This window comes from Streptomyces sp. NPDC046862, from assembly GCF_040704615.1.
Taxonomy (GTDB): domain Bacteria; phylum Actinomycetota; class Actinomycetes; order Streptomycetales; family Streptomycetaceae; genus Streptomyces.
Map to the genome: position 1 here is coordinate 19,073 of NZ_JBEYXP010000074.1, position 24,172 is coordinate 43,244.

The 24,172-nt window shown below is 71.7% G+C and carries 25 protein-coding genes; 19 read left to right on the forward strand and 6 right to left on the reverse strand.

Translation table 11 applies throughout. The features are described 5' to 3' along the window. The first annotated feature begins 20 nt into the window (after positions 1-20). Together AB0959_RS47635 and AB0959_RS47640 are read left to right on the forward strand one after the other, a co-directional pair. Positions 21-887: a helix-turn-helix transcriptional regulator gene (locus AB0959_RS47635; protein WP_366833198.1), complete on the forward strand. Its 867-nt coding sequence runs from the start codon at positions 21-23 to the stop codon at positions 885-887. Positions 888-949: 62 nt separating this feature from the next. Then, entirely contained in the window at positions 950-1,972 is a 1,023-nt protein-coding gene (locus tag AB0959_RS47640) for a zinc-binding dehydrogenase (RefSeq protein ID WP_366833229.1), read from the forward strand. Positions 1,973-2,128: 156 nt separating this feature from the next. On the opposite strand, the gene AB0959_RS47645 is transcribed toward AB0959_RS47640, so the two are convergent. Then, positions 2,129-3,232: an NAD(P)-dependent alcohol dehydrogenase gene (locus AB0959_RS47645; protein WP_366833200.1), complete on the reverse strand. Its 1,104-nt coding sequence runs from the start codon at positions 3,230-3,232 to the stop codon at positions 2,129-2,131. A 111-nt stretch (positions 3,233-3,343) separates the two neighbouring features. On the opposite strand from AB0959_RS47645, the gene AB0959_RS47650 reads away from it, so the two are divergent. The 17 genes from AB0959_RS47650 (at position 3,344) to AB0959_RS47730 (ending at position 18,532) form a co-directional block, all read left to right on the forward strand. Continuing rightward, complete coding sequence (locus AB0959_RS47650; protein WP_366833201.1) at positions 3,344-4,147, forward strand: SDR family oxidoreductase; 804 nt, start codon at positions 3,344-3,346, stop codon at positions 4,145-4,147. Between the two features lie 95 nt (positions 4,148-4,242). Continuing rightward, positions 4,243-5,412 (forward strand): acyl-CoA dehydrogenase family protein, encoded by a 1,170-nt coding sequence (locus tag AB0959_RS47655; protein WP_366833202.1) that lies wholly within the window; start codon positions 4,243-4,245, stop codon positions 5,410-5,412. Between the two features lie 110 nt (positions 5,413-5,522). After that, entirely contained in the window at positions 5,523-6,311 is a 789-nt protein-coding gene (locus AB0959_RS47660; protein WP_366833203.1) for an enoyl-CoA hydratase/isomerase family protein, read from the forward strand. After that, positions 6,296-6,808, forward strand: coding sequence for an OB-fold domain-containing protein (locus AB0959_RS47665; RefSeq protein WP_366833204.1), 513 nt, complete (start codon positions 6,296-6,298; stop codon positions 6,806-6,808). The genes AB0959_RS47660 and AB0959_RS47665 overlap by 16 nt, the downstream gene beginning before the upstream one ends. Positions 6,809-6,909: 101 nt before the next feature. After that, on the forward strand, positions 6,910-8,073 hold the full coding sequence (locus AB0959_RS47670) for a thiolase family protein (protein WP_366833230.1): 1,164 nt from the start codon (positions 6,910-6,912) through the stop codon (positions 8,071-8,073). A 28-nt stretch (positions 8,074-8,101) separates the two neighbouring features. Continuing rightward, positions 8,102-9,358, forward strand: a complete 1,257-nt coding sequence (locus AB0959_RS47675; RefSeq protein ID WP_366833205.1) for an acyl-CoA dehydrogenase family protein — start codon at positions 8,102-8,104, stop codon at positions 9,356-9,358. Then, positions 9,355-10,320: a phosphotransferase family protein gene (locus tag AB0959_RS47680; protein WP_366833206.1), complete on the forward strand. Its 966-nt coding sequence runs from the start codon at positions 9,355-9,357 to the stop codon at positions 10,318-10,320. The genes AB0959_RS47675 and AB0959_RS47680 overlap by 4 nt, the downstream gene beginning before the upstream one ends. Positions 10,321-10,333: 13 nt before the next feature. Further along, the gene (locus AB0959_RS47685) at positions 10,334-11,548 is read left to right on the forward strand and encodes an acyl-CoA dehydrogenase family protein (protein ID WP_366833207.1); all 1,215 of its coding nucleotides are present in this window, start codon (positions 10,334-10,336) and stop codon (positions 11,546-11,548) included. 14 nt (positions 11,549-11,562) lie between these two features. After that, positions 11,563-12,339, forward strand: coding sequence for an SDR family oxidoreductase (locus AB0959_RS47690; protein ID WP_366833231.1), 777 nt, complete (start codon positions 11,563-11,565; stop codon positions 12,337-12,339). Continuing rightward, complete coding sequence (locus AB0959_RS47695; protein ID WP_366833208.1) at positions 12,336-13,109, forward strand: SDR family oxidoreductase; 774 nt, start codon at positions 12,336-12,338, stop codon at positions 13,107-13,109. The genes AB0959_RS47690 and AB0959_RS47695 overlap by 4 nt, the downstream gene beginning before the upstream one ends. Beyond that, on the forward strand, positions 13,106-13,927 hold the full coding sequence (locus AB0959_RS47700; RefSeq protein ID WP_366833209.1) for an enoyl-CoA hydratase/isomerase family protein: 822 nt from the start codon (positions 13,106-13,108) through the stop codon (positions 13,925-13,927). Before AB0959_RS47695 ends, AB0959_RS47700 begins: the two co-directional genes overlap by 4 nt. Before the next feature lie 81 nt (positions 13,928-14,008). Continuing rightward, complete coding sequence (locus AB0959_RS47705) at positions 14,009-14,635, forward strand: TetR/AcrR family transcriptional regulator (protein WP_366833210.1); 627 nt, start codon at positions 14,009-14,011, stop codon at positions 14,633-14,635. Positions 14,636-14,736: 101 nt separating this feature from the next. Then, complete coding sequence (locus AB0959_RS47710; RefSeq protein ID WP_366833211.1) at positions 14,737-15,093, forward strand: nuclear transport factor 2 family protein; 357 nt, start codon at positions 14,737-14,739, stop codon at positions 15,091-15,093. Positions 15,094-15,110: 17 nt separating this feature from the next. Then, a complete protein-coding gene (locus AB0959_RS47715) occupies positions 15,111-15,500 on the forward strand; it encodes a hypothetical protein (protein ID WP_366833212.1) in 390 nt (129 codons plus the stop codon). 26 nt (positions 15,501-15,526) lie between these two features. Then, positions 15,527-15,847 (forward strand): EthD family reductase, encoded by a 321-nt coding sequence (locus AB0959_RS47720; protein ID WP_366833213.1) that lies wholly within the window; start codon positions 15,527-15,529, stop codon positions 15,845-15,847. A gap of 79 nt (positions 15,848-15,926) precedes the next feature. Then, complete coding sequence (locus AB0959_RS47725) at positions 15,927-17,459, forward strand: class I adenylate-forming enzyme family protein (protein ID WP_366833214.1); 1,533 nt, start codon at positions 15,927-15,929, stop codon at positions 17,457-17,459. Next, on the forward strand, positions 17,456-18,532 hold the full coding sequence (locus tag AB0959_RS47730) for an MBL fold metallo-hydrolase (protein ID WP_366833215.1): 1,077 nt from the start codon (positions 17,456-17,458) through the stop codon (positions 18,530-18,532). The genes AB0959_RS47725 and AB0959_RS47730 overlap by 4 nt, the downstream gene beginning before the upstream one ends. A gap of 30 nt (positions 18,533-18,562) precedes the next feature. Here the strand turns inward: AB0959_RS47730 and AB0959_RS47735 are convergent, their stop codons facing one another. From AB0959_RS47735 to AB0959_RS47755, 5 genes are read right to left on the reverse strand one after another with little or no spacing between them, the layout of a single operon-like run. After that, positions 18,563-19,315, reverse strand: a complete 753-nt coding sequence (locus AB0959_RS47735; RefSeq protein ID WP_366833216.1) for a glucose 1-dehydrogenase — start codon at positions 19,313-19,315, stop codon at positions 18,563-18,565. Beyond that, on the reverse strand, positions 19,312-20,373 hold the full coding sequence (locus AB0959_RS47740; RefSeq protein ID WP_366833217.1) for a phosphotransferase family protein: 1,062 nt from the start codon (positions 20,371-20,373) through the stop codon (positions 19,312-19,314). The genes AB0959_RS47735 and AB0959_RS47740 overlap by 4 nt, the downstream gene beginning before the upstream one ends. Then, positions 20,370-21,572 (reverse strand): acyl-CoA dehydrogenase family protein, encoded by a 1,203-nt coding sequence (locus AB0959_RS47745; RefSeq protein WP_366833218.1) that lies wholly within the window; start codon positions 21,570-21,572, stop codon positions 20,370-20,372. Before AB0959_RS47745 ends, AB0959_RS47740 begins: the two co-directional genes overlap by 4 nt. A 26-nt stretch (positions 21,573-21,598) precedes the next feature. Continuing rightward, a complete protein-coding gene (locus tag AB0959_RS47750) occupies positions 21,599-22,408 on the reverse strand; it encodes an SDR family oxidoreductase (RefSeq protein WP_366833219.1) in 810 nt (269 codons plus the stop codon). 20 nt (positions 22,409-22,428) lie between these two features. Beyond that, the gene (locus AB0959_RS47755) at positions 22,429-24,168 is read right to left on the reverse strand and encodes an ABC transporter permease subunit (protein ID WP_366833220.1); all 1,740 of its coding nucleotides are present in this window, start codon (positions 24,166-24,168) and stop codon (positions 22,429-22,431) included. Positions 24,169-24,172: the final 4 nt, after the last annotated feature.

Below are 24,172 nucleotides of genomic sequence, written 5' to 3' on the forward strand. Positions count from 1 at the left end.
CGCTGCTTAAGGTTGGCCCCATGGCCAGTGCTCATTCACCCCTGTCTCATGGTGACCGCCGCACCGAGTTGCGGGAGTTTCTGCGCAGTCGCCGAGCCCGGGTCTCGCCGGAGGACGTCGGCATGCCGGGCGGTGGCCGACGGCGCACGCCGGGCCTGCGGCGCGAGGAGGTCGCGGTGCTGGCCGGTGTTGGAGTGTCCTGGTACACGTGGCTGGAGCAGGGTCGCGACATCAAGGTGTCCGAGCAGGTCCTAGACGCGATCGCCCGGGCGCTGCTGTTGCGTTCCGCCGAGCGCGCCCATCTGTACCGCCTGGCCGGGCTCAATCCACCGCAGGCTCCTGCCGTGCCTTCGGCGGCACCCTCGCCCGAGGTGCAGAGGCTGTTGGCTGCCTGGTCGCCCCGGCCCGGCTACATTCGCGACCGCCACTGGAACTTCACCGCCGTCAACGACGCGGCGCGCGTGGTGTTCGGCTACCACGAAAGCGACCACAACTGCCTGGTCTCGTTCTTCACCAACGTCCGCTACCGGGTGATGCACCGGCACTGGGCCGAGACCGCGCCCGATGTGGCCGCTGCCTTCCGGGCCGACGCGGCGCGTTACCCGGACGATCCGGAGTTCGACCGCATCGCCACTGACCTGGCCGCGGTCAGCCCCGAGTTCGCCGAGCTGTGGGCGAGTCACGATGCGGCCGAGCACACGAGCGCGGTGAAGGCGGTCGATCATCCCGAGGCCGGACTGATGATCTTCGATGCCACGCTGCTGCCGCTGCCCGAACTCCCCGGGCACCACCTGATCCTGCACAACCCGCGCCCCGGCACCGACACCCAGGAGCGGTTGGAAACGCTGATGCGGCAGCACAGCCTGGTGGTGCCACACCCAGGATGAAGGGGCACTGCCCACTGTGCCGCCACACCCGCAGGATCGGTGACATGAGCAACAGCACGCAGATGAGCAACAGCAGTACGCAGATGAAGGCAGTGACCATCCCCGAGTTCGGCGAAGCCGAGGTGCTCCGCATCGCCACCATGCCGATCCCCGAGCCCGGGCCGGGCCAGGTCGCCATAGACGTGGTGTACGCGGGCGCCAACTTCGCGGAGGTCCTCTACCGGCGCGGTGTGGTCGACGTTCCGTTGCCCTTCGTACCCGGTATCGAGGTGGCGGGGCGGATCCGAGCCGTCGGCGAAGGCGTCGAGGACCTGACCGTCGGGCAGCGAGTGGCCGCGCTCACGATCGTTGACAGTGGTGGCTACGCCGAGGTGGTGGTCACCTCCGCGGACCTGGTCGTGCCGTTGGACGGCTTCGATATCGGGATGGACGTTGCCGCGGCGCTGCCGTCCAACAGCACCACCGCGTTTCTCGTGCTCGACCGGGTGGCCAGGATCGAGCCCGGAGAGAGCGTTCTGGTCCATGCGGCGGCCGGCGGCGTGGGAAGCCAGCTCGGCCAGGCCGCTCACCTGCTGGGCGCGGGCCGCGTGGTGGGCACCGTCGGCAGTGAAGCCAAGATCGAGACCGCCAAGCGCTTCGGCTACGACGAGGTGATCCTGCGGGATCGGATCGCCGACGCAGGCGAGTCGACGGGCGGGTTCGACGTCGTGGTCGACATGGTCGGCGGCTCGGCCCGCCGCGACGGCCTGGACCGGCTGGCCCCGATGGGACGTCTGGTGGTGATGGGCAACGCCTCGGGTGCCGAGGACGTCGGTGTCCCGGCCAACGAACTGTGGTTCAGCAACAAGACCGTCTCCGGCTTCAACCTGGCCGCCTTCTCCGCCGCCTTCCCCCAGGACGCGCGCCGGGCGCTGCGTCGCGCGGTGGCGGCCGTGGCGAAGGGGGAACTGCGGGTGCAGGTCGAGACCCTGCCGCTGGAGCAGGCCGCCGAGGCCCACCGCCACATCGAGTCGGGCACGACGACGGGCAAGCTCGTGCTCGACGTCGCAACGTTGCGAGCCTCCTCGGTTGTCGTGGAGGGCTGATCGCGCTGTCGAGTGTGGGTGCGTGGGCGTGGGCCCGGACGGCTCGGATGAAGCTCTCCACCCACGCGGTGAACGCCCCCTTCGGACGTTCACATCGTCGTCGTTGACAACCTCCGAGGATGCCGCCTGGTGGACGATACCTGAGTTCAGTTCGCATCAGGTGAAGTCCGGGACCAGGACCGCGCGTCCACGCACCTTGCCGGACCGGAGCGTGTCGATGGCCTCCCGGGCGCGGGACAGCGGGAATTGCTCGGTCGCGACCCTGACGGCGCCCGAGCGTGCCAGCGCCACGACCTGTTCCAGGTCCGGTCGTGTGCCCCAGAACGGCAGCGAGATCCGCAGTCCCGGAGGGAGGGCTCCCGGCTTGCGGACCGTCAGTTCGCCCCCGGCGCTGCCGACGAGGGAGAGGGTTCCGCCCGGTCGCAGGACGCTCACGCCCAGGCGGAGCGTGGCGGAGGTGCCGACGAAGTCGAGTACCGCGTCCACCCCCGTGCCGCCGGTGCGCTTCCGCAGGACTTCCGCGGTGTCCTTCCGCGCGATCGTGCCGAAGTGCGCGCCGCACTCACCGGCGAGGGCGATCGCCTCGTCCCGTACGTCCACCGCGAGCACCTCGGCGGAAGTGGTGGCGCGGAGGATCTGGACCGCCAGATGTCCCAGGCCGCCGATCCCGATGACGGCCACATGCGCGCCGCTGCCGACACCTCTCTCGGCGCCTCCTTCGGTGCCTTCCTCGGTGTCGCCGAGCGTCGGCCGGATCCCGGCGACGGCGTGATACGAGGTGAGCCCGGCGTCGGACAGCGGGGCCGCCTGGGTGGGGGCGAGGTCGCCGACCGGGAGCAGAAGGCGCCCGGACGGTACGAGCAGGAAGTCGGCCAGGCCGCCGTCGCGCCCGAGCCCCACTCCGGTGCCCACGCGCGCCGCGTCCAGTTCGGCACGCCGGTCGCAGTAGTTCTCCGCCCCTGCCGCACAACGCCCGCACCGCCCGCAGCCCCAGGGGCCGTAGACCACCACGTGCTCTCCGGCCCGTGGCCCGGTGGCCCGCGGGCCGCGCTCCGTCACCCGGCCGGCGACCTCGTGCCCGAGGGTGAACGGAGTCCGGTAGGGGAGGGCGCCGGGCTCCGCGGCCATGACATGCAGGTCGGAACCGCACAGCCCGGCGGCCTCGACCCGCACGAGGACCTCCTCGCCCCGCGGCACGGGCCGCTCCACTTCGGCGACCACCGGTGGGCCGCCCCAGCGCGTCAGTCTGACCGCTCGCATCCCGCCCCCCCGGGCGCCGCCTGTTGACATGGTGGCCACCATAGCAAAAATGAAGTCAGTTCAGTATCTGTCCGTGTCCGATTGAGGTGGTGGCTCGCATGGGTGGCTCGCATGGGTGACAGGGGCACGGAGTACGGCCGTTTCGCCGGGCGGGTCGCGCTCGTCACCGGCGCCGGCTCCGGAATCGGCGCGGCGGTCGCCCGCGGGCTGGCCGCGCAGGGCGCCGAGGTCGTCGTCGCGGCGGACATCGACGGCCCGGCGGCCGAAGCGGTGGCGAAAGAGCTGGCCGGAGGTCGTGCGGCGACTCTGGACGTGGCGGATGCCGGGCAGGTCGATCGGGCATTCGAGGAGGCGGTGCGGGTGTGCGGCCGGCTGGATGTGGTGGTGCACGCGGCGGGGGTCGACGACCCCACAGTGAAACAGTGGCTGGCCGACGCCGTGCTCGACGGCCGGCCACCCGATGTGACCACCCGCCTCGGTGTCGAGGCATGGCGACGCGTCCTGCGGATCAACCTGGACGGAACCTTCCACGTCCTGCGCGCCGCCCTGCGGGCGATGACGCCGAAACGGTCGGGAGCCGTCGTCACCGTCGGCTCCTCCGCGGCCTTCGACGCGCTCACCGGATATCCGCACTACGCCGCCTCGAAGGCCGGCGCCCAGGCGCTGAGCCAGTCCGTCGCGAAGGAGGCCATCGCGTTCGGGGTGCGCGTGAACACGGTGGCCCCCGGCCCGACGGAGACCGCCATGGCCGCCAAGACGCCCGAGGCGCTGCGCAAGGGCCTCGCCGACCCTCGCGTGCGCCCGTACGCCACCCCCGAGGAGATCGCCGACATCGCGCTGTTCCTGGCGAGTGACGAGGCGGCGAACCTCGTCGGCGCGGTGCTGCTCGCCAACGGCGGCCGGTTCACGGCGTAGCGAGCGGCTGTCACGGCCCCGTGCGGAGACGAGTGCCGCACGGCGGGCGGGGCGACCCTGCCCGCAGGGCGGACCGGGCGGCGGGGGATCACACCATGACTGCGATGCGGGAGGCCCATATGTTCCGGATGTTCCGGCTCGATGTCGATCCGACGCTGCTGCGGGAGACGGACGAACAGCGGCAGTTGCGCGAGGTGCTGCGGGAGTTCCTGGCTGAGTGCTGCGGGCCCGAGGAAGTCCGCGAGCAGACTGCCGGCCCGCGCGGCTACGACCGGCTGCTGTGGGACCGGCTGGCCGGTGAGATCGGGGTGCACGGTCTCGCGCTGCCAGAGGAGTACGGGGGGGCCGGCTACTCCTTCCACGAGCTCGCCGTGGCACTGGAGGAGACCGGGCGCGCCCTGTGTCCCGCGCCGCTGCTCCCGACCGTCGTGCTCGCCGCACACACCCTGCTGGCCAGCGGCGACCAGGAGGCGTGTACGCGATGGCTGCCGGGTATCGCCGCGGGCGCCCTCACCGCGACCGTCGCCGGCTTCGCGCACCCCGCCGAGGTCACCGCCGAACGCGGTCCGGACGGCTGGCTGCTGCGCGGCGACGCGGACTTCGTGCTCGACGGCGAGGGTGCCGATCTGGTCCTGGTGGCCGCCCGGGCGCCGGACGGTCCCCGGCTGTTCGCCTGCGAGCCGGACCTCGGTGGCTGCGACCGTGTCCCGCGCCGCGTGCTGGACCTCACCCGCCGTCAGGCGCTGGTCCGCTTCCGCGGGGCGCGCGCCGAACCGGTCGGGGGCGCGGGACAGGCTCCCGGGATCGTCGACGCCGTGCTGGACGCCGGACGGACGGCACTGGCCGCCGAGCAGGTCGGTGGCTGCGCCCACGTCCTGGAGGCCGTCACCGGATACGTGTCACACCGAACTCAGTTCGGGCGTTCGATCGGGTCCTTCCAGGCGGTCAAGCACCGCCTCGCTGACCTGCTCGTCGAGATCGAGGCGGCCAGGTCGGCGTCCCGGTACGCGACCGCCTGTCTCGCGGACCCGGCGGTCGGGGATCCGCGAGTCGCGGCGAGTGCCGCCGCGGTGGCGTGCTGCACCGCCTACCGGCGGGCAGTGGCGGAATATGTGCAGCTCCATGGCGGGATCGGCTTCACCTGGGAGCATCCCGCCCATCTCTGGCTGCGCAGGGCGCGGGCGGACGAGGTGGTGTTCGGGACGGCGGACGACCACCGTGTCCGGCTGGCCGGGATCCTGGGCCTCGCCGGGCGTCCCGGCTGAGTTCGCGGCGCGGATCCGGCGCCGGCGGCTGGGCGCGGCGTGAGTGGTTGACAGGGCAGCCCGCACCCCCGAATATTAAGTGAATTCAGTTCAGTCTGAAGGAGAGACGGATGGCTGTCGAAGACGAGATCCAGTTCGAGCGAGACGGCCATGTGGCCCGCGTCTGGCTCAACCGACCGCACAAGAAGAACTGCGTGACCGTGCCGATCCTGAACCGGCTGGACGAGATCATCACCGAGGTCGACGCCGATCCCGAACTGCGCGTACTGGTCCTGCGCGGCCGCGGCAACACTTTCTGCTCCGGCTTCGACCTGGACAGCCTCAAGGCCGACTTCATCGGCAGCTCCACCGCCATCGACGTCGCCGTGCTGTCGGCGAAGGTGTGCGACCGGCTGTACTCGATGAAGACTCCGTCGATCGCGGTGCTCGAAGGGCACGTGACGGCGGGCGGCTTCGAGCTGATGATCTCCTGCGACTTCGCGATCGCCGCGGACGACGCCCTGATCGGTGACTTCCACATCCGCCGCGCACTGTTCGGCGGCGCGGGCCCGATCTACCGGGTGCCCCGGATGATCGGTGTCCGCAAGACCAAGGAGCTCATGCTCACCGGCAAGCTCCTGACCGGCGTCGAGGCCGCCGAGTTCGGCCTCATCAACAGCTCGGCACCGGCGGACAAGCTGGACGCGACGGTGGACGAGTTCGCCGGTCAGCTCACCGACAAGAGCCCGTTCACGATGTGGATCACCAAGATGACCATCGACCGGAGCCTGGACGCGGACATCCAGTCCCTGATGGTCATGGAGCACCTCGCGGTCGGCGTCATGCTCAACTCCGAGGACGCGGCCGAGGGCGTCTCCGCGTTCCTGGAGAAGCGCGAACCGCAGTGGAAGGGGCGCTGACGGCCGTGCCCGGCGCCGACCCGGCCCGGGGCACCCTGCTTCCGGCCGCCGAAGGGTCCGCGCCCCTCGTCGCGCGCCCTGCGGACACCGCGTCGACCGAAGCCCTGCCGTCAGCCGGACCGCTGACCGGAGCCGTGTCCGGTCGTGAGCTGCGCGGGTCCCGGTGCGCGCGGTGCGCCGTGACCGTCTATCCGGCGGATACCGCCTGCCCGCGGTGCGGAGGGCCGGCCGTACCGGTCGTCCTGTCCGGTGCGGGCACGCTGTGGACGTGGACCGTGCAGCGGTACGCGCCCAAGTCACCGCCGTACGAGGCGCCCGGCGAGGGGTTCCAGCCGTTCGCGGTCGGTTACGTCGAACTGCCCGAAGGCGTACGGATCCTGGCCGTCCTGCACGGCATGAGCCCCGAGGACCTGAGGATCGGCATTCCCGTCACGATCACGGCAGGCGACGGTGTGCCGCGCGCCCGCCCCGCAGGCCCGGCCGGGGTGACGACGTGAGCGCCGCGCGCGACGTCAGCGACGCGAGCCCCGGGTACGGCGCGGCGGCCGGAGACGAGAACGGGCCCGACAGTGGAAGCGGAGGGGCAGGGAGCCGCCCCGTGCGGTACGGCGGCGCCGCTGACGTCCTGATCTGCGGCGTCGGCATCACCCCCTTCGGCAGGTCGGAGGCCACCGGGATGCGGCTCGCGGCGGAAGCCGTGAACGCCGCACTGGCCGATGCCGGACTGCCGTGGTCCCGGGTGCGGGCCGCGTTCGGCGGCAGTGACGCGGCAGGGAACGCCGACACCCTGGTCACCCGGCTCGGCCTGACCGGAGTGCCGTTCGTCAACGTGCGCAACGGCTGCGCCACGGGCGGCAGCGCCCTGGTGTCCGCGGTCAACGCGATCCGCGCCGGAGCGGCGGACGTCGCACTCGCCGTCGGCTTCGACAAGCATCCGCGCGGAGCGTTCGACCCGCGCCCCGCCGACTGGGGACTGGACGAGGCGTACGGCCGCGAGGGCCTCATGGTGACCACGCAGTTCTTCGCCATGAAGATCCAGCGGTACATGCAGGATCACGGCGTCACCTCGCGCACCCTCGCCCTGGTCGCCGAGAAGGCGTACGCGAACGGGGCCCGCAACCCGTACGCCTGGCGCCGCGAGCCGCTGGACGCGGACGAGATCCTGGCCTCGGGCATGGTCAACGACCCTTTGACCCGCTACATGTTCTGCTCACCCGGGCAGGGCGCGGTCGCCCTGGTGCTGTGCGACCGCGCGGTGGCCCGCGAGCTGGGCGAGGCAGCCATCCCGGTCGCCCTGCGCGCGGCGGTGGTACGCACCCGGCGGTTCGGCTCCTTCGAGGTGTTCAGCCCCTGGGCGCCCGGCGGCACGCCGACCAGCGTCAGTACGGACGCCGCGAAGGCCGCCTTCGAGGAGGCAGGCATCGGTCCGGACGACATCGACGTGTGCCAGCTCCAGGACACCGAGAGCGGTGCCGAGGTGATGCACATGGCCGAGTGCGGGTTCTGCGAGCACGGCGAGCAGGAGCGGTTGATCGTGTCGGGCGCGACCGCGATCGGCGGCGCGCTGCCCGTGAACACGGACGGCGGCTGCATCGCCAACGGAGAGCCCATCGGAGCCTCCGGGCTGCGCCAGGTGCACGAGATCGTCCAGCAGTTGCGCGGCACCGCCGGCGAGCGCCAGGTGCCGGGCGAACCGCGCACCGGCTTCACCCATGTCTACGGAGCACCGGGCGTCAGCGCGTGCACCGTGCTGACGCGCTGACGCGCTGAACGGAAGGGAGGGGAAGGCGGTGACCCGTACGAATGCGGCACCGGTACCGGCCCCCGAGGATTTCCGCACCGAGGCCCGCCGCTGGCTGTCGGACGTCGCGGACCACCGGGGCACACGGGGACAGGAGTGGGGCAGCGGAGACGACTCCGTCGCCGTGTTCGAGAACTGGACCGAGGACGAGGAACGCGCGCACACCGAACGCATCCGTGCCTGGGAGCGCACCCGTTACGACCAGGGCTGGGGCGCCCTCGGCTGGCCCGAGGAGTACGGCGGCCGCGAACTGCCCGCTTACTACGAGCAGTTGTACCGCGCCGAGGAGGCCGCCTTCGACGTGCCCCGGCGCACCGAGATCTTCCCCGTCACCCAGCAGCTCGTGGCACCGGCGATCCGCATCTGGGGCACCGAGGAGCAGAGGCGGCGCTGGCTGCGCCCCATGCTCCGTACCGACGAACTCGCCTGCCAGCTCTTCTCGGAGACCGAGGCCGGGTCCGACCTCGCCGCCGTCCGTACCCGAGCGGTCCGCGACGCGGACGGCGACGGCTGGGTGCTGCGCGGCCACAAGGTCTGGACGTCCGGTGCCCGGGTCGCGACCTGGGGAGTGGCCGTCTGCCGCACCGACCCGGACGCGCCCAAACACGCCGGCATCACGGTGTTCCTGGTGCGGATGGACGCCCCCGGTGTCACGGTGCGACCCATCCGGCAGATGACCGGCGGCTCCAGCTTCAACGAGGTCTACCTGGACGACGTCCGGGTCCCCGACACCGACCGGCTCGGCCCTGTCGGCGAGGGGTGGCGGGTGACGCTCACCGTCCTCGCCGCCGAGCGGCTGGACTCCGGCACGCTCGGCCTGGACAACGCGGACCGAGCCCTCGACCTCGCCCGCAACCTGCCCCGGCCGCTCACCGGCGGCGAACAGCAGCAGGCGGGCGACCTGTTCGTCCGTACCCTCGTCCAGCGACTGATCGGCCTGCGCGTCACCGCGGCCCTGGTCGCCGGCCAGGAGCCGGGCGCCGAGGCATCCGTCGGCAAGCTCTACGCCACCGCGACCATGCGCGCCACCACCGACCTCGTGCACCAACTGCTCGGGCCGCGCCTCGCCGCCGACACGGGGGAGTGGGGCACCTTCGCCTGGACCGAGCATCTGCTCGGCGCCCCCGGCTACAGCATCGCGGGCGGCAGCGACGAGATCCAGCGCAACATCCTCGCCGAGCGGGTGCTGGGCCTGCCCAAGGACCCCAAGCCCACGCCCAAGCAGACGGAGGAGGGGGCGCGTTGAGCACGCTCACCGAGGTGACCCGACTGGCCGGGCGCGTACGCGAACGCCTCGCCGAACTCCATCCCGGCGCACCCCTGGGGGAGCTGGAGACACTGCCCGGCGGCCACTCGGGCCTCACCTTCTCCATCACCGCGGGCCCCGCCGCGTACGTGGTGAAGGCCGTGCCTCCCGGGCGGCGGCCCGTCGGCCGGAACGACGTCCTGCGCCAGGCCCGCGTACTGCGCGGGCTCGCCGGTCTGCTGCCCGTGCCGGGAGTCGTCGTCGTGGACGAACACGAACCCGCCTGGTTCGCCATGGAGTTCGTGCGCGGCGAGGCGATCGAGCCCGTCCTGGACGACCACCGGCTCGACCCGGGCCTGTGCCGCCGCCGGATGGTGGCGCTCGCGGGCCTCCTGCGCGGCCTGCACCTGTCCGGGCCGCCCGCCCTGGAGGACTCGGTCCCCCTCGACCCGGCCGCCGAACTCGACCGGTGGAGCCGCACCATGCGCGCCGTGCCCCCCGAACTCCGGGAGGGCGGCGAGGAGTTGCTGGAACGGCTCGCTCTGAGCGCACCCGCGGGTCTGCCGCCGGTGCTGACCCACGGCGACTTCCGGCTGGGCAATGTGCTGTGTGTGGGTGAGCGGCCCGCTGCCGTAGTCGACTGGGAGATCTGGGGGTACGGTGACCCGCGCCCCGACCTCGCGTGGTTCCTGCTCTTCGCCGACCACCGCAACTTTCCCCGGCTGGGCCGGGAGATCCCGGGGCTGGCCGGCGAGGAGGAGCTGCTGGCCGCCTACCTCGACGGTGCCCCTGCCCCGCCCGACTTCGACTGGTTCCGCGCCCTGGCCCGCACCAAGATGGCCGCGATCATGGGCCACAACCTGCGCCGTCATCGTGAGGGCACACACCACGACCCGGACCAGGAGCGGCTGCCGCCGACCATCGCGGCGATGATCCGCACGGCCCGGGACATCCTCGGCTGAAGGAGCGACACCCATGGATTTCGAGCTCTCCCCGAGGGCGCGGGACCTGCACGCGAGCATGGCCGCGTTCATGGAGGAGTACGTCCTCCCGGCCGAGGCCGTCTACGACCGTCAGCTCGCCGAGTCGGGGAACCCGCATCAACAGCCTTCCATCATGCGGGAGTTGCAGGAGAAGGCCCGTGCCGAGGGTCTGTGGAACCTGTTCCTCGCGCACGGCGACTGGGGCGCCGGCCTGACCAACCTCGAATACGCCCCGCTCGCCGAGCTGGCCGGGCGATCCGTCATGGGCCCCGAGGTGTTCAACTGCTCCGCGCCCGACACCGGCAACATGGAGCTGCTCGCCCTCTACGGCACACCGGAGCAGCGGGACCGCTGGCTGCGGCCCCTGCTGGCGGCCGGCATCCGGTCCTGCTTCGCCATGACCGAGCCCGAGGTCGCCAGCTCCGACGCGCGAAACATCCGTACCCGGATCACCCGCGACGGCGACTCCTACGTGGTCAACGGCCACAAGTGGTACACCTCCGGGATCCTCGACCCCGACTGCGCCCTGATCATCCTCATGGGCGTGACCGACCCGGACGCGGAACCGTACCGCCGGCAGAGCATGCTCCTGATCCCGCGCGACACCCCCGGAATCACCGTCCTGCGCGACCTGCCCATGTTCGGCTACACCGACCGCTGCGGTCATGGCGATGTGCTCTTCGAGGACGTACGCGTACCGGTCGGCAACATCCTCGGCGGCGAAGGGGAGGGATTCGCCCTCGCCCAGGGGCGGCTCGGCCCCGGGCGGATGCACTACGCCATGCGCGCCGTCGGCTTCGCCGAGCGGGCGCTGGACCTGATGTGCCGCCGGACCTTGAACCGGACCGCCTTCGGTGGACCCCTCTCCGACCAGGGCGTCGTGCGCGAATGGATCGCCCGCAGCCGCATCGAGATCGAACAGCTCCGGCTGCTGGTCCTCAAGTCGGCCTGGTTGATGGACACCCAGGGGAACGCCGCCGCCCGTACCGAGGTCGCCGCGATCAAGGTGGCCGCGCTGGAGGTCGCGCACCGGGTCGTGGACCGGGCGGTGCAGGCCCACGGTGCGGCGGGCGTCAGTGACGACACCGTGCTGGCCCGCCTGTACGCGATCACCAGGGCGCTGCGTATCGCGGACGGACCGGACGAGGTCCATCTGCGCACAGTGGCCCGGCGGGAGCTGGCCAAGTACCCGAAGGAGCAGGTGTGAACGGACCCTCACCCATGGCGGCGCAGCCCCTGCACGGCCGGGTCGCCGTGATCACGGGTGGCTCGCGCGGGATCGGCCTGGGCATCGCCAGCGCGTACCGCGAGGCGGGCGCCCACGTGGTGATCGCCGCCCGCAAACCGGACGGGCTCGCCGCAGCTCGTGCGGATCTGTTGCGCGTCAAGGGCGACGGCGATGTCCACGAGGTCGTCGCCAACGCCGGGGAGCCGGAACAGGCCGAGCGGTGCGTCGAGGAGACCATGGCCCGGTTCGGCCGCCTCGACATCCTGGTCAACAATGCCGCCACCAACCCCTACATGGGCGACCTGCTCGATCTGGATCCGCCGCGCGCGGAGAAGACCGTACGGGTCAACCAGTACGGGATGATCGCCTGGACGCGGTACGCATGGCGGGCGTGGATGGCCGAGCACGGGGGAACGGTGGTCAACATCGCCTCCGTCGGCGGTCTGATCGTCGACCCCCACATCGGCTGGTACAACGCCACCAAAGCGGCGATGCTCCACATGACCCGGCAGCTCGCCTACGAACTCGGCCCGAAGGCGCGGGTGAACGCGATCGCGCCAGGCCTGATCAAGACCGAACTGGCCAGGGCCGTATGGGAGCCGAGGGAGCCGATCCTCACCGCCAGGCTGCCGCTGCGCAGACTGGGCACGGTCGAGGACGTGGCGCACGCGGCGCTGTTCCTGGCGTCCGACGCGTCGTCCTGGATGACCGGCCAGACGCTGGTGCTGGACGGCGGCGCCACGGTGCTGCCGATCGGGGTGGACGAGTGAACGCGGCGACTGGTCCGCTGCCCCTGCACGGCCGGACGGTGGTGGTCACGGGCGCGTCCTCGGGCCTCGGCGCACGCTTCACCGCCGTACTCGCCGGAGCGGGCGCCACCGTCTTCGCGGCGGCCCGGAGACTGGACCGGCTGAAGCAGTTGGCCGACGCCGATCCCCGTATCCACCCGGTCGGCTGCGACGTCGCGCGCGACGAGGACCGTCTGCGGCTGGCCGAGACCGTGCTCACCGCCACCGGACGGTTCGACGTCCTGGTCAACAACGCGGGCGCGCCCGGGGCCGTACGGGCCGAGGACGAGAGCGCCGACGACTTCGCGGCGGTACTCGCGGTCAACCTGGTCGCGCCCTTCCACCTCGCCCGGCTGCTGGCCGAGGCCGGGGCCGGGGCTCCGGTCGGCCGCACCAGATCGGTGGTGAACGTCTCGTCCGTGCTGGGGCTCGTCTCCGGAGCGCCGCTGGGAGGCGCGTCCTACGCCGCCTCCAAGGCGGGTCTGATCGGGCTCACCCGCGAACTCGCCGGCCAGTGGGGCCCGGCGGGGATCCGGGTCAACGCCCTCGCCCCGGGCTGGTTCCGCTCGGAGATGACCGAGGACCTGTTCGCGGACGACCGTTCCCGCCGCTGGGTCGAAAGGGGGACCATGCTGGGCCGGGCCGGCGCACCGGACGAACTGGACGGTGCGCTGCTCTTCCTCGCCTCGGACGCCTCCTCGTACTGCACCGGTCAGGTGCTCACCGTGGACGGCGGGTGGACGGCACGATGAGCGTCACGGTCGGCATCGACGAGGACGGTGTGGCGCACGTCGAGATGTGCCGTGAGAAGGCGGGCAACGCCATTGATCTGGCCCTGGCCACGGGGTTGCTGGAGGCCGCCAGGACGTGCGAGGGCGCCGACGGTGTACGGGCGGTGCTGCTCACCGGACGGGGGCGGTCCTTCTGCGTCGGGGGCGACCTGCGGGAGTTCGCCGCGCTGTCCGGCGACCGGCTGGCCGCGCACCTCGGCGAGGTCACGGACGCGCTGCACGGCGCGCTGAGGGTGTTCGCCGGGCTGGACGCGCCGCTGGTGGCGGCCGTACAGGGTGCCGCCGCGGGCGCCGGTCTCGGGCTGGCGGCGGCGGCCGACCTGACACTCGCCGCGCCCGACACCACCTTCGTCGCCGCCTACACCGGCATCGGATACTCACCGGACGCCGGTGTCAGCTGGTCGCTGCCACGGCTCGTCGGTCCCAAGCGGGCCCTGGACCTGCTGTTGACCAACCGGAGGATCACGGCGCCCGAGGCGGCGGAGATGGGACTGGTCAGCAGGGTCGTCGCCGCCGGCCGACTGGTGGCGGACGCCGAGGCCGTCGCGGCGGCTCTGGCCCGGGGAGCCACCGGCGCGTTCGGCGTCACCCGCAGGCTCGTCGCGGCGGGACTCTCCGCGAGCCTCGACGCCCACCTCGACGCGGAGGCCCGTCACCTGGCCGCCGCCGCGGTCTCGGCCGAGGGCCGTGAGGGCGTGGCCGCGTTCCTCGCCAGGCGTGGACCGGACTACGCCGTGGCCCGACGCGGGCCGGGCCATGGCGTTTCCCGCACCACCTGAATTCGTAACCGAGTTCAAGTAGGTCTACCCTCGGACAACCGATCGGCGGCAGGCGCCGGTCGCGGAGCGCAGGGAGAGGCAATGGCGAGGGCGCGCATCGTGGATCCGGACGAAGGGCCCAGGTCCAAGCGGGCGGCCATTCTGGAGGCCGCGGTCGAGTACTTCGGCGAGACCGGATACGAGACCACCAAATGGTCGGACGTGGCCGACCGGGTCGGTATCGGGCAGACCGCGCTCTACCACTACTTCGAGTCCAAGGCGCACTGCCTGCTCACCATCATGCGGCTGGAACTGCAGCGCTCACACGACATGTTCACCGAGGCGGCAGCCGACGAGTCCGATCCCGTCGAGGCGCTGAGGGCCGGAGTCCGCGCGGCCTTCGCGGTGTCGGAGCAGGAGATCCGGCAGATGCGCGTGCTTCAGGCCAACATGTCGCTGCTCGCCACGCCGCGGAAGTCCAAGCGCGAGGAGACCGAGCGGATCGCCGCCCGTCAGCTGGTGCAGATGGTGGAGCGGGACTGGACGAACCTGCTGGTCCGCGGCATGGCGAAGGGCGCGTTCCCGGTGCGGGACGCCCACATGCTCGGGCTGTCCGTACTGGGCATGATCGTGAGCGTGTGGCGGTGGTACCGCCCGAGCGGGGCGATCCCGCTGTCGGAGATCAGCGACCTGATCGAGGGATGCGTGGTGCGCATGGTCGGGGAGTAGGGACGCAGGCCGGGGTTCGCTCCGCCTCTTGTGGGGGCGGGGCACCCACATTATCCTCAAACTGAACTGAACTCAGGTTGAAGTTCGGTAGGAGAGGGGCGATGACCATGGTGCTTCGCGAGTACATGGCCAGGATGGACGGGCAGGACCCGGAGAAGGCGCTGGAGCTCCTGGAGCCAGGGTTCCGCTTCCTCATCGCCCTTCCGAGCGGTGAGCGGACCGGTGACTCGAAGGCCGACTTCGCCGCGTACATCGCCGGGCGGAACGCCGTGGACCGGGTGCACGAGATCGTCCGGTACTCGGTGGACCAGGACCTCGAAACGGCCTACGGCTTCGTGGTGGATGAGGGCACACCGACCGGCGCCTTCCTGTCGGCCGCCGTCGTCTCGCCCACCGGTCTGATGGCCCGTTACCAGTCCTTCTTCACCCCGGCCTTCCACCTGGTCGACCGGCCCTGACTGGAGGCACACCGCAGATGCCCGGTACACAGACACCGACAACGCCGTCGGCGCCGTTCCTGAGCGAATGGTTCGCGCTGCTGGACAGCGACGACGCGTCCCGGATCCTCGACCTGATCAGCGACGACTTCTCGTTCTCCATCCTCTTCTCCACCGGCGGAGACGGCGCCACCGACTTCCACGGCGGCCGCGCCGAGATGGAGGGCTACCTCGCACAGCGCGAGCAGGGCACACGGACCCATCACCTGCTGACCGCCAGTGCCGCCGGTCTCGACGAACTCTTCCTCGGCGAGGTCCGCCGGTCCGGCGAGCCGGAGGCCAGCTTCGTGGCCTCGGCGCGGCTGGACGAGACGGGCAGGGTCCGCCGGCTGCTCATCGGCCGATCGCCCGCCGTGCGCTTCGAGTGACCCACCCGATCCCCCTGGGAGGTGCCGTGTACAACCTCGTCCTGCTGGCCTCGCGCCCGCCCGACTGGACCCATGAGCGCTTCATCGACTGGTGGCGGGGCGAACACGCCGAACTGACCCGCCGGCTACCCGGGTTGCGCTCCTGGCGGCACACCGACATCGACGCGGCCCTGGAACCGCGCTCCGAGGGATGGGACGGGGTCTCGATCCTCGGATTCGACACCGCCGAGGATCTGCGTGGCGCCCTGGACAGCCCGGAGTGGGCGGCGGCCGTCGCCCAGGTCGGGGACATGAGGGGCCGTCGGATAGCCGTCATGGGCGGCGAGCAGGAGATGTACGCGGGCTGACGCACACGAGGACCTTTTCCACGACGAGGGTTCGCACGACGAGGGTTCGCACGACGAGGCGAGAAGGCGGGAAGCCGGGATGCGAGAGACAGTGCGGGAGTTCCAGCAGCGGGCGGACGAGGGCGACTTCACCGCTGTCATCGACGACACCGGCCGTCACACCGCGCGGGACCTCCTCGACCGCGCCGTCACCCTGGCGGAGGCGATGACCCCGGACGGAACGCCCGGCGGCACGCTCATGGTGCAGGCCGACAACTCCTGGCACACGGTCGTGGCCACCCTGGCCGCGGGGATGACCGGCGGCGTACTCGCCGTGGTCAACCGGCACACCACGGCGGCCGAGTTCCAGGCGGCCCTGGACGACATCCGGCCCGACGTCGTCGTCGCCGAGCCGTCCGCGCTGAGGGAATGGCACGGGCCGGGCATGCCGGCGGACTGGAAGGCGGAGGCACTGGGCGGCTGGACCGTCCTGTCCGCCCGGGGGCCGAGGGACGTCACCCGATGGAAGGGTGGCTCCGTCATCGGCTTCACCTCCGGCTCCACCGGGCGCCCCAAGGGCGTCGTCCAGTCCGAGGCGGCCCTGCGCTACGCCTGCGCCCGCACCCGCGAGATCAACGGCCTGCGCCCGGGCGACGCGGTGGCCGCCGTCGTCCCGCTCTCCTCCACCGCCGCGTACTGCTTCGGGGTCTGCATGTCCCTCATGCTCGCCGGGCCGCTGGTGCTGACGGGCAGGTGGGATCCCGGAGTCGCCGTCGAGCGGATGGCCGAGCACCGCGCCCGGTGGACCATGTGCGTCCCGACGATGGCCCTGCAGATGGGCTCGGCGGCCGCCGGATCGCAGGCGCTGGAAGGAGTCCGTTCGATCACGGTCGGCGGCGGTCCCATGGACCGGGGCGCACTCGCCCGCGCCGAGCGTTCGCTCGGGACGAGAATCCTGCGGGTCTTCGGCATGTCCGAATGCCTCGGTCACACCTCGCCGCGCCCCGACGACCCCGAGGAGATCAGACTCGGCCGGGACGGCCGCCCCTTTCCGGGGACCGAACTGAGGGCCGTCGACGCCGACGGAACCGTCCTCGGCCCGGGTGAGACGGGGCGCGCACAGGTGCGGGGCCCCTCCCTCTTCCTCGGCTACGCCCGCGCCGGCGCGGTGGAGCCGCCCGCCCTCACCCCCGACGGCTTCCTGCCCACCGGAGACCTGATCACGACCGACCACGACGGCACCGTCACCGTCATGGGCCGGGAGAAGGACGTCATCATCCGGGGCGGCCGCAACCTCGACATCACCGAGATCGAGCGCGCCGTCGCCAGCCACCCGCAAGTGGCCCGGGTCTGCGTAGCCCCCGTCCCCGACCCCCTCCTCGGCGAACGCCCGGCCGTGCTCGTCGTCCCCGAGGACGACAGCGGCGACCTCCGCCTCGACGAGATCACCGCCCATCTGGAACGCTCCGGCCTGTCCAAGGCGAAGTGGCCCGAGTTCGCCTTCACCGTGAGCGAACTGCCGCAGACCAGGGTCGGCAAGCTCGACCGCGCCGGCGCCGGGGAACTCGTACGTGCGTTGCACGCGCGGCTCTCCGACGCGCACCCCGAACACCATGAACTGGGAGACGTATGACGACCCGTTTCGACCGAGGACAGTGGGCACAGGGCGGAGCCCAGACCGTACGGCCCGGGGTGCACCGCGTACCGCTCCCGCTGCCGGAGGACGGGCTGCGCGCCGTCAACGTGTACGTACTGGAGGAGGACGACGGCCTGGTCCTGATCGACGGCGGATGGTCCATCCCCGAGTCCCGGAAGGCGCTGGAGGACGCTCTCGCGGGACTCGGCCACGACCTCGCCGAGATCACCCACGTCCTGGTCACCCACATCCACCGCGACCACTACACCCAGGCCGTGGAACTGCGCCGTCTGCTCGGCTCCCGCGTCTACCTCGGCTGCGGCGAACGGCGCGGCCTGGAACTGCTCGGCGAGCTGCGCACCGACCAGCCCGTGGGATCGCTGCGGACGCTGCGCCTGGCAGGTGCCCACGAACTGGCCGACCGTATCGAGGCGATGGACCACGGCGGCTTCGACCCCGCCGTGTGGGAGGCACCCGACCGCTGGCTGGAGGCGGAGGAACTGCGGTTCGCAGACCGTACGCTGCGCGTCGTCCCGACCCCCGGCCACACCCGGGGCCACGTGGTCTACCTCGACGAGGCACGGGGACTGCTGTTCTCGGGGGACCATGTGCTGCCGCACATCACCCCGTCCATCGGCTTCGAACTCGGCGACGGCCCCGGGCTCCCGCTGGGCGACTACCTCGCCTCACTCCGCCTCATGACCACGCTCGCCGACGCCACACTGCTGCCCGCGCACGGTCCCGTCGGTGACAGCGTCCACCGCAGGGCCGCGGAGCTGCTGGCCCACCACGACGACCGGCTCGACGAGACACTCACCGTCCTCGGCGGGCGCACCCTCGACGCCCACGCCGTGGCCCGTGAACTGGGCTGGACCAGGCGCAAGGTGTCCTTCGAGGACCTCAACCCCTTCAACCAGATGCTGGCCGTCAACGAGACGGCGGCACACCTGGACGTGCTCGTGGCCCGTGGCCGGGCCGGCCGCACCTCGGTGGACGACGTACACGTGTACGCGCGGTGCGACGCCGGAGCCGGCGCCGACGACCGGGTGACGGTCCCGGCGTCGGCGTAGCCCATCGCAGGCAGGCAGGCAGGCAGGTGCTCAGCGAGCGGTCCAACCGCCGTCGACGTAGAGCTCCGAGCCGGTCATGAAGCCCGCGTCGTCCGAGGCGAGGAACGCCACGGCCGCCGCCACCTCCTCGGTCGTGCCCAGCCGGCCGAGTGGGGTGCCCTCGATCATCGAGGTCAGCCGCGGCGTGCCTTTCCACAGCTCCCGGGACAGGGGCGTCTCGATGAAACCGGGATGCAGCGAATTGACCCGCACACCGCGCGCGGCCCAGTGAAGGGCTGCGTTCTTGGTCATCAGCCGTACGGCTCCCTTGGCCGCGTGGTACGAGAACTGGGCGCCGAAGCCGCCGACCGTACCGAAGATCGAGGCGATGTTGACGATGGAGCCGCCGCCGGAGCGCTCGATGGCGGGGCCGCCGTGCTTCATGCCGAGCCACACGCCGGTCTGCGTCACCCCGATCACCCGGTCCCAGGTCTCCTGGGTCTCGGTCTCCACTGTGTTCATCGTGGCGATCCCCGCGTTGTTGACCAGCACCGACAGACCGCCGAGACGGGCGGTCACTTCGGCGACGAGCGTCTCCCAGGCCGTCTCGTCGGTGACGTCCAGACGCAACCCCAGCGCGCCGCCGGGCAGCTCCCCGGCGAGCTTCTCGCACCGGTCGCCGTCGAGATCGGTGACCACGACGGTCGCGCCCTCGTCGGCCAGCCGTCGCGCGATCGCCTCGCCGATGCCTCCGGTGGCCCCCGTCACGAGGGCCGCCCTTCCCGAGAGCCGGGACTCCCTCACAACTCCTCACATCCCTTCCCAGTGGGCCGGACATCGATGGACAGGCCGGAGCGCAGCAACGCGGGCACCGCCGAGCCGACCCGGTCGAAGCCCGGGCCGACGGTGCGTCCGGCGAGATGGCGGGCGTGGACGCCCTCCGCGACGACCGCCAGCTTGAAGTAGCCGAGGGCCCGGTGGAAGGCCAGTGCGGAGACGTCGCGGCCGGACCGTACCGCGTACCGTTCCGCCAGCTGCCGCGCGGAGAGGAAGCCCGGGTTGGCGGCCGGAACGTGCCCTTGGCCGAGGACCGGCTCGCACACCGGGTCCCAGTAGACGAGGAGCAGGCCGAGATCGGCGAGCGGATCACCCAGCGCGGCCATCTCCCAGTCGACGATCGCGGCGATCCTCCCCGGATCGCCGGCGCTCAGGATGAGGTTGTCGAGCCGGTAGTCCCCGTGCAGCACCGCCGGCGCGGCACCGTCGTCCCGCACCCCGGGCAGCGCGCGCTCCAGTTTCCAGTGCAGCACGTCCAGTTCGGGCAGTTCGCGGGTGGCGACCCGGTCCCACTGGCCACGCCACCGCCGCACCTGCCGCTCCAGATACCCGGCCGGGCGCCCGAACCCGCCCAGCCCGACCTCGTACGGATCAAGGGCGTGCAGCGTGGCCAGCTGGTCGACCAGGGCCTCGGAGCACCGCCGCGCGTCCCCGGCGGACAGCTCGGCCGCCCGTTCGCCGTCCCGCAGGACGACGCCCTCGACGAAGGAGACGACGGTGAAGGGCGCCCCGATCACCGACTCGTCGGCGCACGACACGACGGTCCTCGGCACCGGCACGTCGGTCGAGGCGAGCGCGGCCATGACGCGGTACTCGCGGTCCATGTCGTGCGCGGTGGGGGTGAGCGTGCCCAGGGGCGGCCTGCGCAGTACCCAGCGGTGGGTGCCGTCGGTCACGAGATACGTGAGATTGGACCGCCCGCCGAACAGCGGCCGGACCTCCAGGGGGCCGGCGCACCCCGGAACCTCGCGCTCGAAGAAGCGCCGGAGCGCGGGAATATCGACCCCTGCCACTGCGGCCGTCACGCCGCGCCCCCTCGGTGCCGCGCGGCCCGGACCGCGCGCCTGGCGATGGCCCACCGGTGGGTCTCCGACGGCCCGTCATAGACACGGAAGGGCCGGACCTCGCGGTAGAGGGCGGACAGCGGCGCGTCCTCCGAGATACCGAGCGCCCCACAGATCTGGACAGCGCGGTCCACGACCCGTCCCACGGCCTCGGACACGAAGGTCTTCGCGATCGAGGTGAGTTGGGCACCGGTCCTGCCCTGGTCGAGTTCCCAGCAGGCCCGCCACAGCACGGCCCGGCTGGTCTCGATGTCGATCTCCGAGTCGGCCAACTGCTGCTGCACCATGCCGAGTTCGGCCAAAGGCCCGCCGAAGGCCCGGCGTCCGACGGCCCGGTCCAGGGCGATGTCCTGCGCCCGGCGGGCCACCCCGAGCCAGCGCATGCAGTGGGTCAGCCGGGCGGGACCGAGCCGCACCTGCGCGTGGTGGAAGCCCTGGTCGACCTCGCCGAGCACCGCGTCGTCGGTCACCTCGCAGTCCTCGAAGAGGAGTTCGCTGTGACCGGCGAACAGGGACCGGTCGAGGGTGCCGATGTTCCGGACGATCTTCATGCCGGGGTTGCCGGAGTCGATCAGGAACATGGTCGCCCCTCCCGGGTCGCCGGGTTCGCCGCTCGTGCGCGCCATGCAGATCGTGAACGCGGCGCCGTCCGCTCCGGTGATGAACCACTTGCGGCCGTTGATCCGCCATCCGCCCGGGACCCGGACCGCCGTCGTGGCCAGCGCCCGCGGGTCGGAGCCGGCGCCGGGGGAGGGCTCGGTCATCGCGAAGCACGACCGCGTCTCGCCGGCCGCCAGCGGAGCGAGGAACCGCGCCTTCTGTTCCTCGGTGGCGACCACATCGAGGAGATGCGTGTTGCCCTCGTCGGGCGCGGCGCAGTTCAGGGCCAGCGGGCCCAGCAGCGAGTACCCGGCCGCCTCGAAGACGACCGCCTGGCCGCGCAGGTCCAGACCGAGTCCTCCCCACCGGGGCGCGACGTGCGGCGCGAACACTCCCGCCGCACGGGCCGCCGCCTGGAGCCCGCGCCGCAGCGGCTCCGGACCCGCGTGTACGTCACCGTGGCACTCCTCCTCCGCGGGCAGCACGGTGTCCTGGACGAACGTGACGGTCCGCCGCGCGAGGTCGGCGACCTCCTGGTCGATGTCGAACTCGATGGCCATACGGCCCCTCTCCGGTCAGTCGCGTCTCAAGCCCTGACCCCGCGCCACGCCAGCGCGCCGCCGTCGATGACGTACGAGGCGCCGGTGATGAACGCCGCGTCGTCGGAGGCCAGGAAACAGGCGAGCTTCGCCACCTCCTGCGGCCGTCCGAGCCGCCGGACGAGCTGCGGCGCGGTCAACTCGCTCTCCATGGCGTCGCCTTTGCCGGACGCCTCGAAGAAGTCCCGCGCCAGGGGCGTTTCGATGACGCCGGGGCAGAAGCAGTTGCAGCGCACGGGCGCCAGATCGACGGCGGTGACCTTGGTGAGGTGGATGACGGCCGCCTTGGTCGTACCGTAGATCGGTGCCAGGGGGCGGCCGGTGAGCCCGGCCACCGAGGCCGTGTTGACGATCGCGGGTCCACGGGTGGAGCGCCGCAGATGGGGCGCGGCGAACTTCGTCGTCAGCCAGACAGCCTTGAGGTTGACCTCGTAGACCGCGTTCCAGACCTCCTCGGGGAGCGTGTCGACCGCGCGGTCCGCCGGACGGTCCACGAACGCCGACTCGATCACCCCCGCGTTGTTGACGAGGACGTCGAGCCCGCCGAACCGTTCCACCGTGCGGGCCACCATGGCCTCGATGTGGTCGCGGTCGCGCAGGTCGCACACGATCGCCTCGGCCTCGGCTCCGGCGTTCCGTACGAGGTCGGCGGTCCGTTGCGCGGTCGTGCCGTTCAGGTCGGCGACCGCGACCGCAGCCGCTCCCTGTCGCGCCGTCTCCACGGCGATCGCCCGTCCGATGCCCTGCCCCGCGCCGGTCACGAGAACCGTCCTGCCGTCGAGTGAGCCGATGCCCATGCCTCTCCTCAGCCCCCTGTTCACAGCTTCTCGAAGATGTCGGAACCCCCGACCGACATGGCCACGAAGACGCCCGCCGACGTCACCAGCGTCATGACGAGTGCGATGGCCGCGACCAGCGGATAGGAGCCGTTGGACCAGTAGTCGAACAGGACGGTGCCCATGACCTGTGTCGTGGGTGCCCGTACCAGCAAAGAGGCGGTGAACTCGTGGGTGAGCAGCACGAACATCAGTGCCGCGGCACCCGCGAGTGTGGGGCGCAGCAGCGGCAGCACGATCTCGGTGTTGGTCCGCAGCGCGCCCGCACCGCTGGTCCGCGACGCCTCCAGATACGTGTCGCCGAGTGACACCATTCCGGACAGCTGCATTCTGGTGGCATAGGGCAGCATCAGCGTCACGTAGACGAGGACGATCACCGTGCGGGTGCCGTACAGGATGAACGGCTCGCGGCTGTACGTCAGCAGGAAGCCGGCGCCGAAGACCACCGCGGGGATCCCGAGCGGCATCGCCACGATGAAGTCGACGGCGGCCCGGATGACGCGGAACCGGCGCCCCTTGAGCAGCAGCGAGGCGGCGACGAAGCCGAGCGGGAGCGCGATGGCAACGGAGATGACCGAGATGGTGAGACTGTTGACGATCGCGTCGGTGATCCCCGACTCCTGGAACACGCGCCGGAAGTTGCCCAGCGTGAACCCGCTCGGTTCGATCTTCCCGCTCCAGTAGGGGGAGAGCGACACCACCGCGAGCGCGCCCAACGGCAGTGCGAGCGCCACCAGGGCGTAGAGCACGATGCCGGTGACCGCCACCCAGGACGGCCGCCCACCGGACCGGAAGGCCTTGCCGCCGTGGGTGACGAAGCGGCTGTGGTCGCCGAGGAGGACCTTCTGGAAGAGGACGACGGCGACACCGAAGAGAAGCAGAGGCGAGCCGATCGCGGCGGCCTTGCCGTAGTCGACCGGGCTCTGCGAGACGGCTGCGTACATGTCGGTGGTGAGGACGTCGATGCCGCTGGTCCTGCCGAGCAGCAGCGGGCCCGTGAACTGGCCGAGTCCCAGCAGCAGCGCGACGAAACCGCCGTACACCAGGGTCGGGCGCAGCAGCGGCAGCGTCACCCGGAAGAACACCCCGGCGGCCGACGAGCCGTTGACCTGTGCCGCCTCGATCAGCTCCGCGTTGATGTTGCCGAACCCGGCGCTGACGAACAGGTAGACGAAGGCGGTCAGGCCGAAGCCGGTGATGAGCACGATCCACGGCAGTGTGTAGATGTCGACGGGGCCCTCGTCGAGATGCTGCCACCAGGGCAGGTGGCGCAGAGCCGCGTTGAGGTAGCCGGGGCGGGGCGAGAACAGGAACGCCCAGCCGGTCACCGCCGCGACGGCCGGGATCACGATGGGCAGGACGGGCAGGACGCGCAGCAGCCGAAGGCGGGGCGGCAGGCGGGTCGCAGCCCAGGCCAGGAACGTGCCGAGGACGAGGGCGATGGTGAGTGAGCCCAGTGCGAGAGCGGCCGTCGTCCACAGCGTCTTCGCCATGTCCGGGTCGTCGAAGGCGGCGCTGTAGCCACGGGCGTCGTCCTCGAAGGCCAGCCGCTGCAGGCCCACCAGCGGTGCGATCACCAGGTAGCCGATGCCGGCCAGGAAGACGAGTGCGCCGAGCCGCGGCAGGTGGCGTCGCGCAAGGGTCAGCGCTGTCGTGCGGGGAGAGGCCGGGGGCGGCGGTGCCGTCGTGGGGGAGGGGGCGGGTACGGCGGGTGCGGTCATGACG

Bases quoted from the DNA above. Each gene is read 5' to 3' on its own strand.
- AB0959_RS47635 (WP_366833198.1), top strand. From the start codon at position 21: ATGGCCAGTGCTCATTCACCCCTGTCTCATGGTGACCGCCGCACCGAG.
- AB0959_RS47640 (WP_366833229.1), top strand. From the start codon at position 950: ATGAGCAACAGCAGTACGCAGATGAAGGCAGTGACCATCCCCGAGTTC.
- AB0959_RS47645 (WP_366833200.1), bottom strand. From the start codon at position 3,232: ATGCGAGCGGTCAGACTGACGCGCTGGGGCGGCCCACCGGTGGTCGCC.
- AB0959_RS47650 (WP_366833201.1), top strand. From the start codon at position 3,344: ATGGGTGACAGGGGCACGGAGTACGGCCGTTTCGCCGGGCGGGTCGCG.
- AB0959_RS47655 (WP_366833202.1), top strand. From the start codon at position 4,243: ATGACTGCGATGCGGGAGGCCCATATGTTCCGGATGTTCCGGCTCGAT.
- AB0959_RS47660 (WP_366833203.1), top strand. From the start codon at position 5,523: ATGGCTGTCGAAGACGAGATCCAGTTCGAGCGAGACGGCCATGTGGCC.
- AB0959_RS47685 (WP_366833207.1), top strand. From the start codon at position 10,334: ATGGATTTCGAGCTCTCCCCGAGGGCGCGGGACCTGCACGCGAGCATG.
- AB0959_RS47690 (WP_366833231.1), top strand. From the start codon at position 11,563: ATGGCGGCGCAGCCCCTGCACGGCCGGGTCGCCGTGATCACGGGTGGC.
- AB0959_RS47700 (WP_366833209.1), top strand. From the start codon at position 13,106: ATGAGCGTCACGGTCGGCATCGACGAGGACGGTGTGGCGCACGTCGAG.
- AB0959_RS47705 (WP_366833210.1), top strand. From the start codon at position 14,009: ATGGCGAGGGCGCGCATCGTGGATCCGGACGAAGGGCCCAGGTCCAAG.
- AB0959_RS47710 (WP_366833211.1), top strand. From the start codon at position 14,737: ATGACCATGGTGCTTCGCGAGTACATGGCCAGGATGGACGGGCAGGAC.
- AB0959_RS47715 (WP_366833212.1), top strand. From the start codon at position 15,111: ATGCCCGGTACACAGACACCGACAACGCCGTCGGCGCCGTTCCTGAGC.
- AB0959_RS47725 (WP_366833214.1), top strand. From the start codon at position 15,927: ATGCGAGAGACAGTGCGGGAGTTCCAGCAGCGGGCGGACGAGGGCGAC.
- AB0959_RS47730 (WP_366833215.1), top strand. From the start codon at position 17,456: ATGACGACCCGTTTCGACCGAGGACAGTGGGCACAGGGCGGAGCCCAG.
- AB0959_RS47745 (WP_366833218.1), bottom strand. From the start codon at position 21,572: ATGGCCATCGAGTTCGACATCGACCAGGAGGTCGCCGACCTCGCGCGG.
- AB0959_RS47750 (WP_366833219.1), bottom strand. From the start codon at position 22,408: ATGGGCATCGGCTCACTCGACGGCAGGACGGTTCTCGTGACCGGCGCG.
- AB0959_RS47755 (WP_366833220.1), bottom strand. From the start codon at position 24,168: ATGACCGCACCCGCCGTACCCGCCCCCTCCCCCACGACGGCACCGCCG.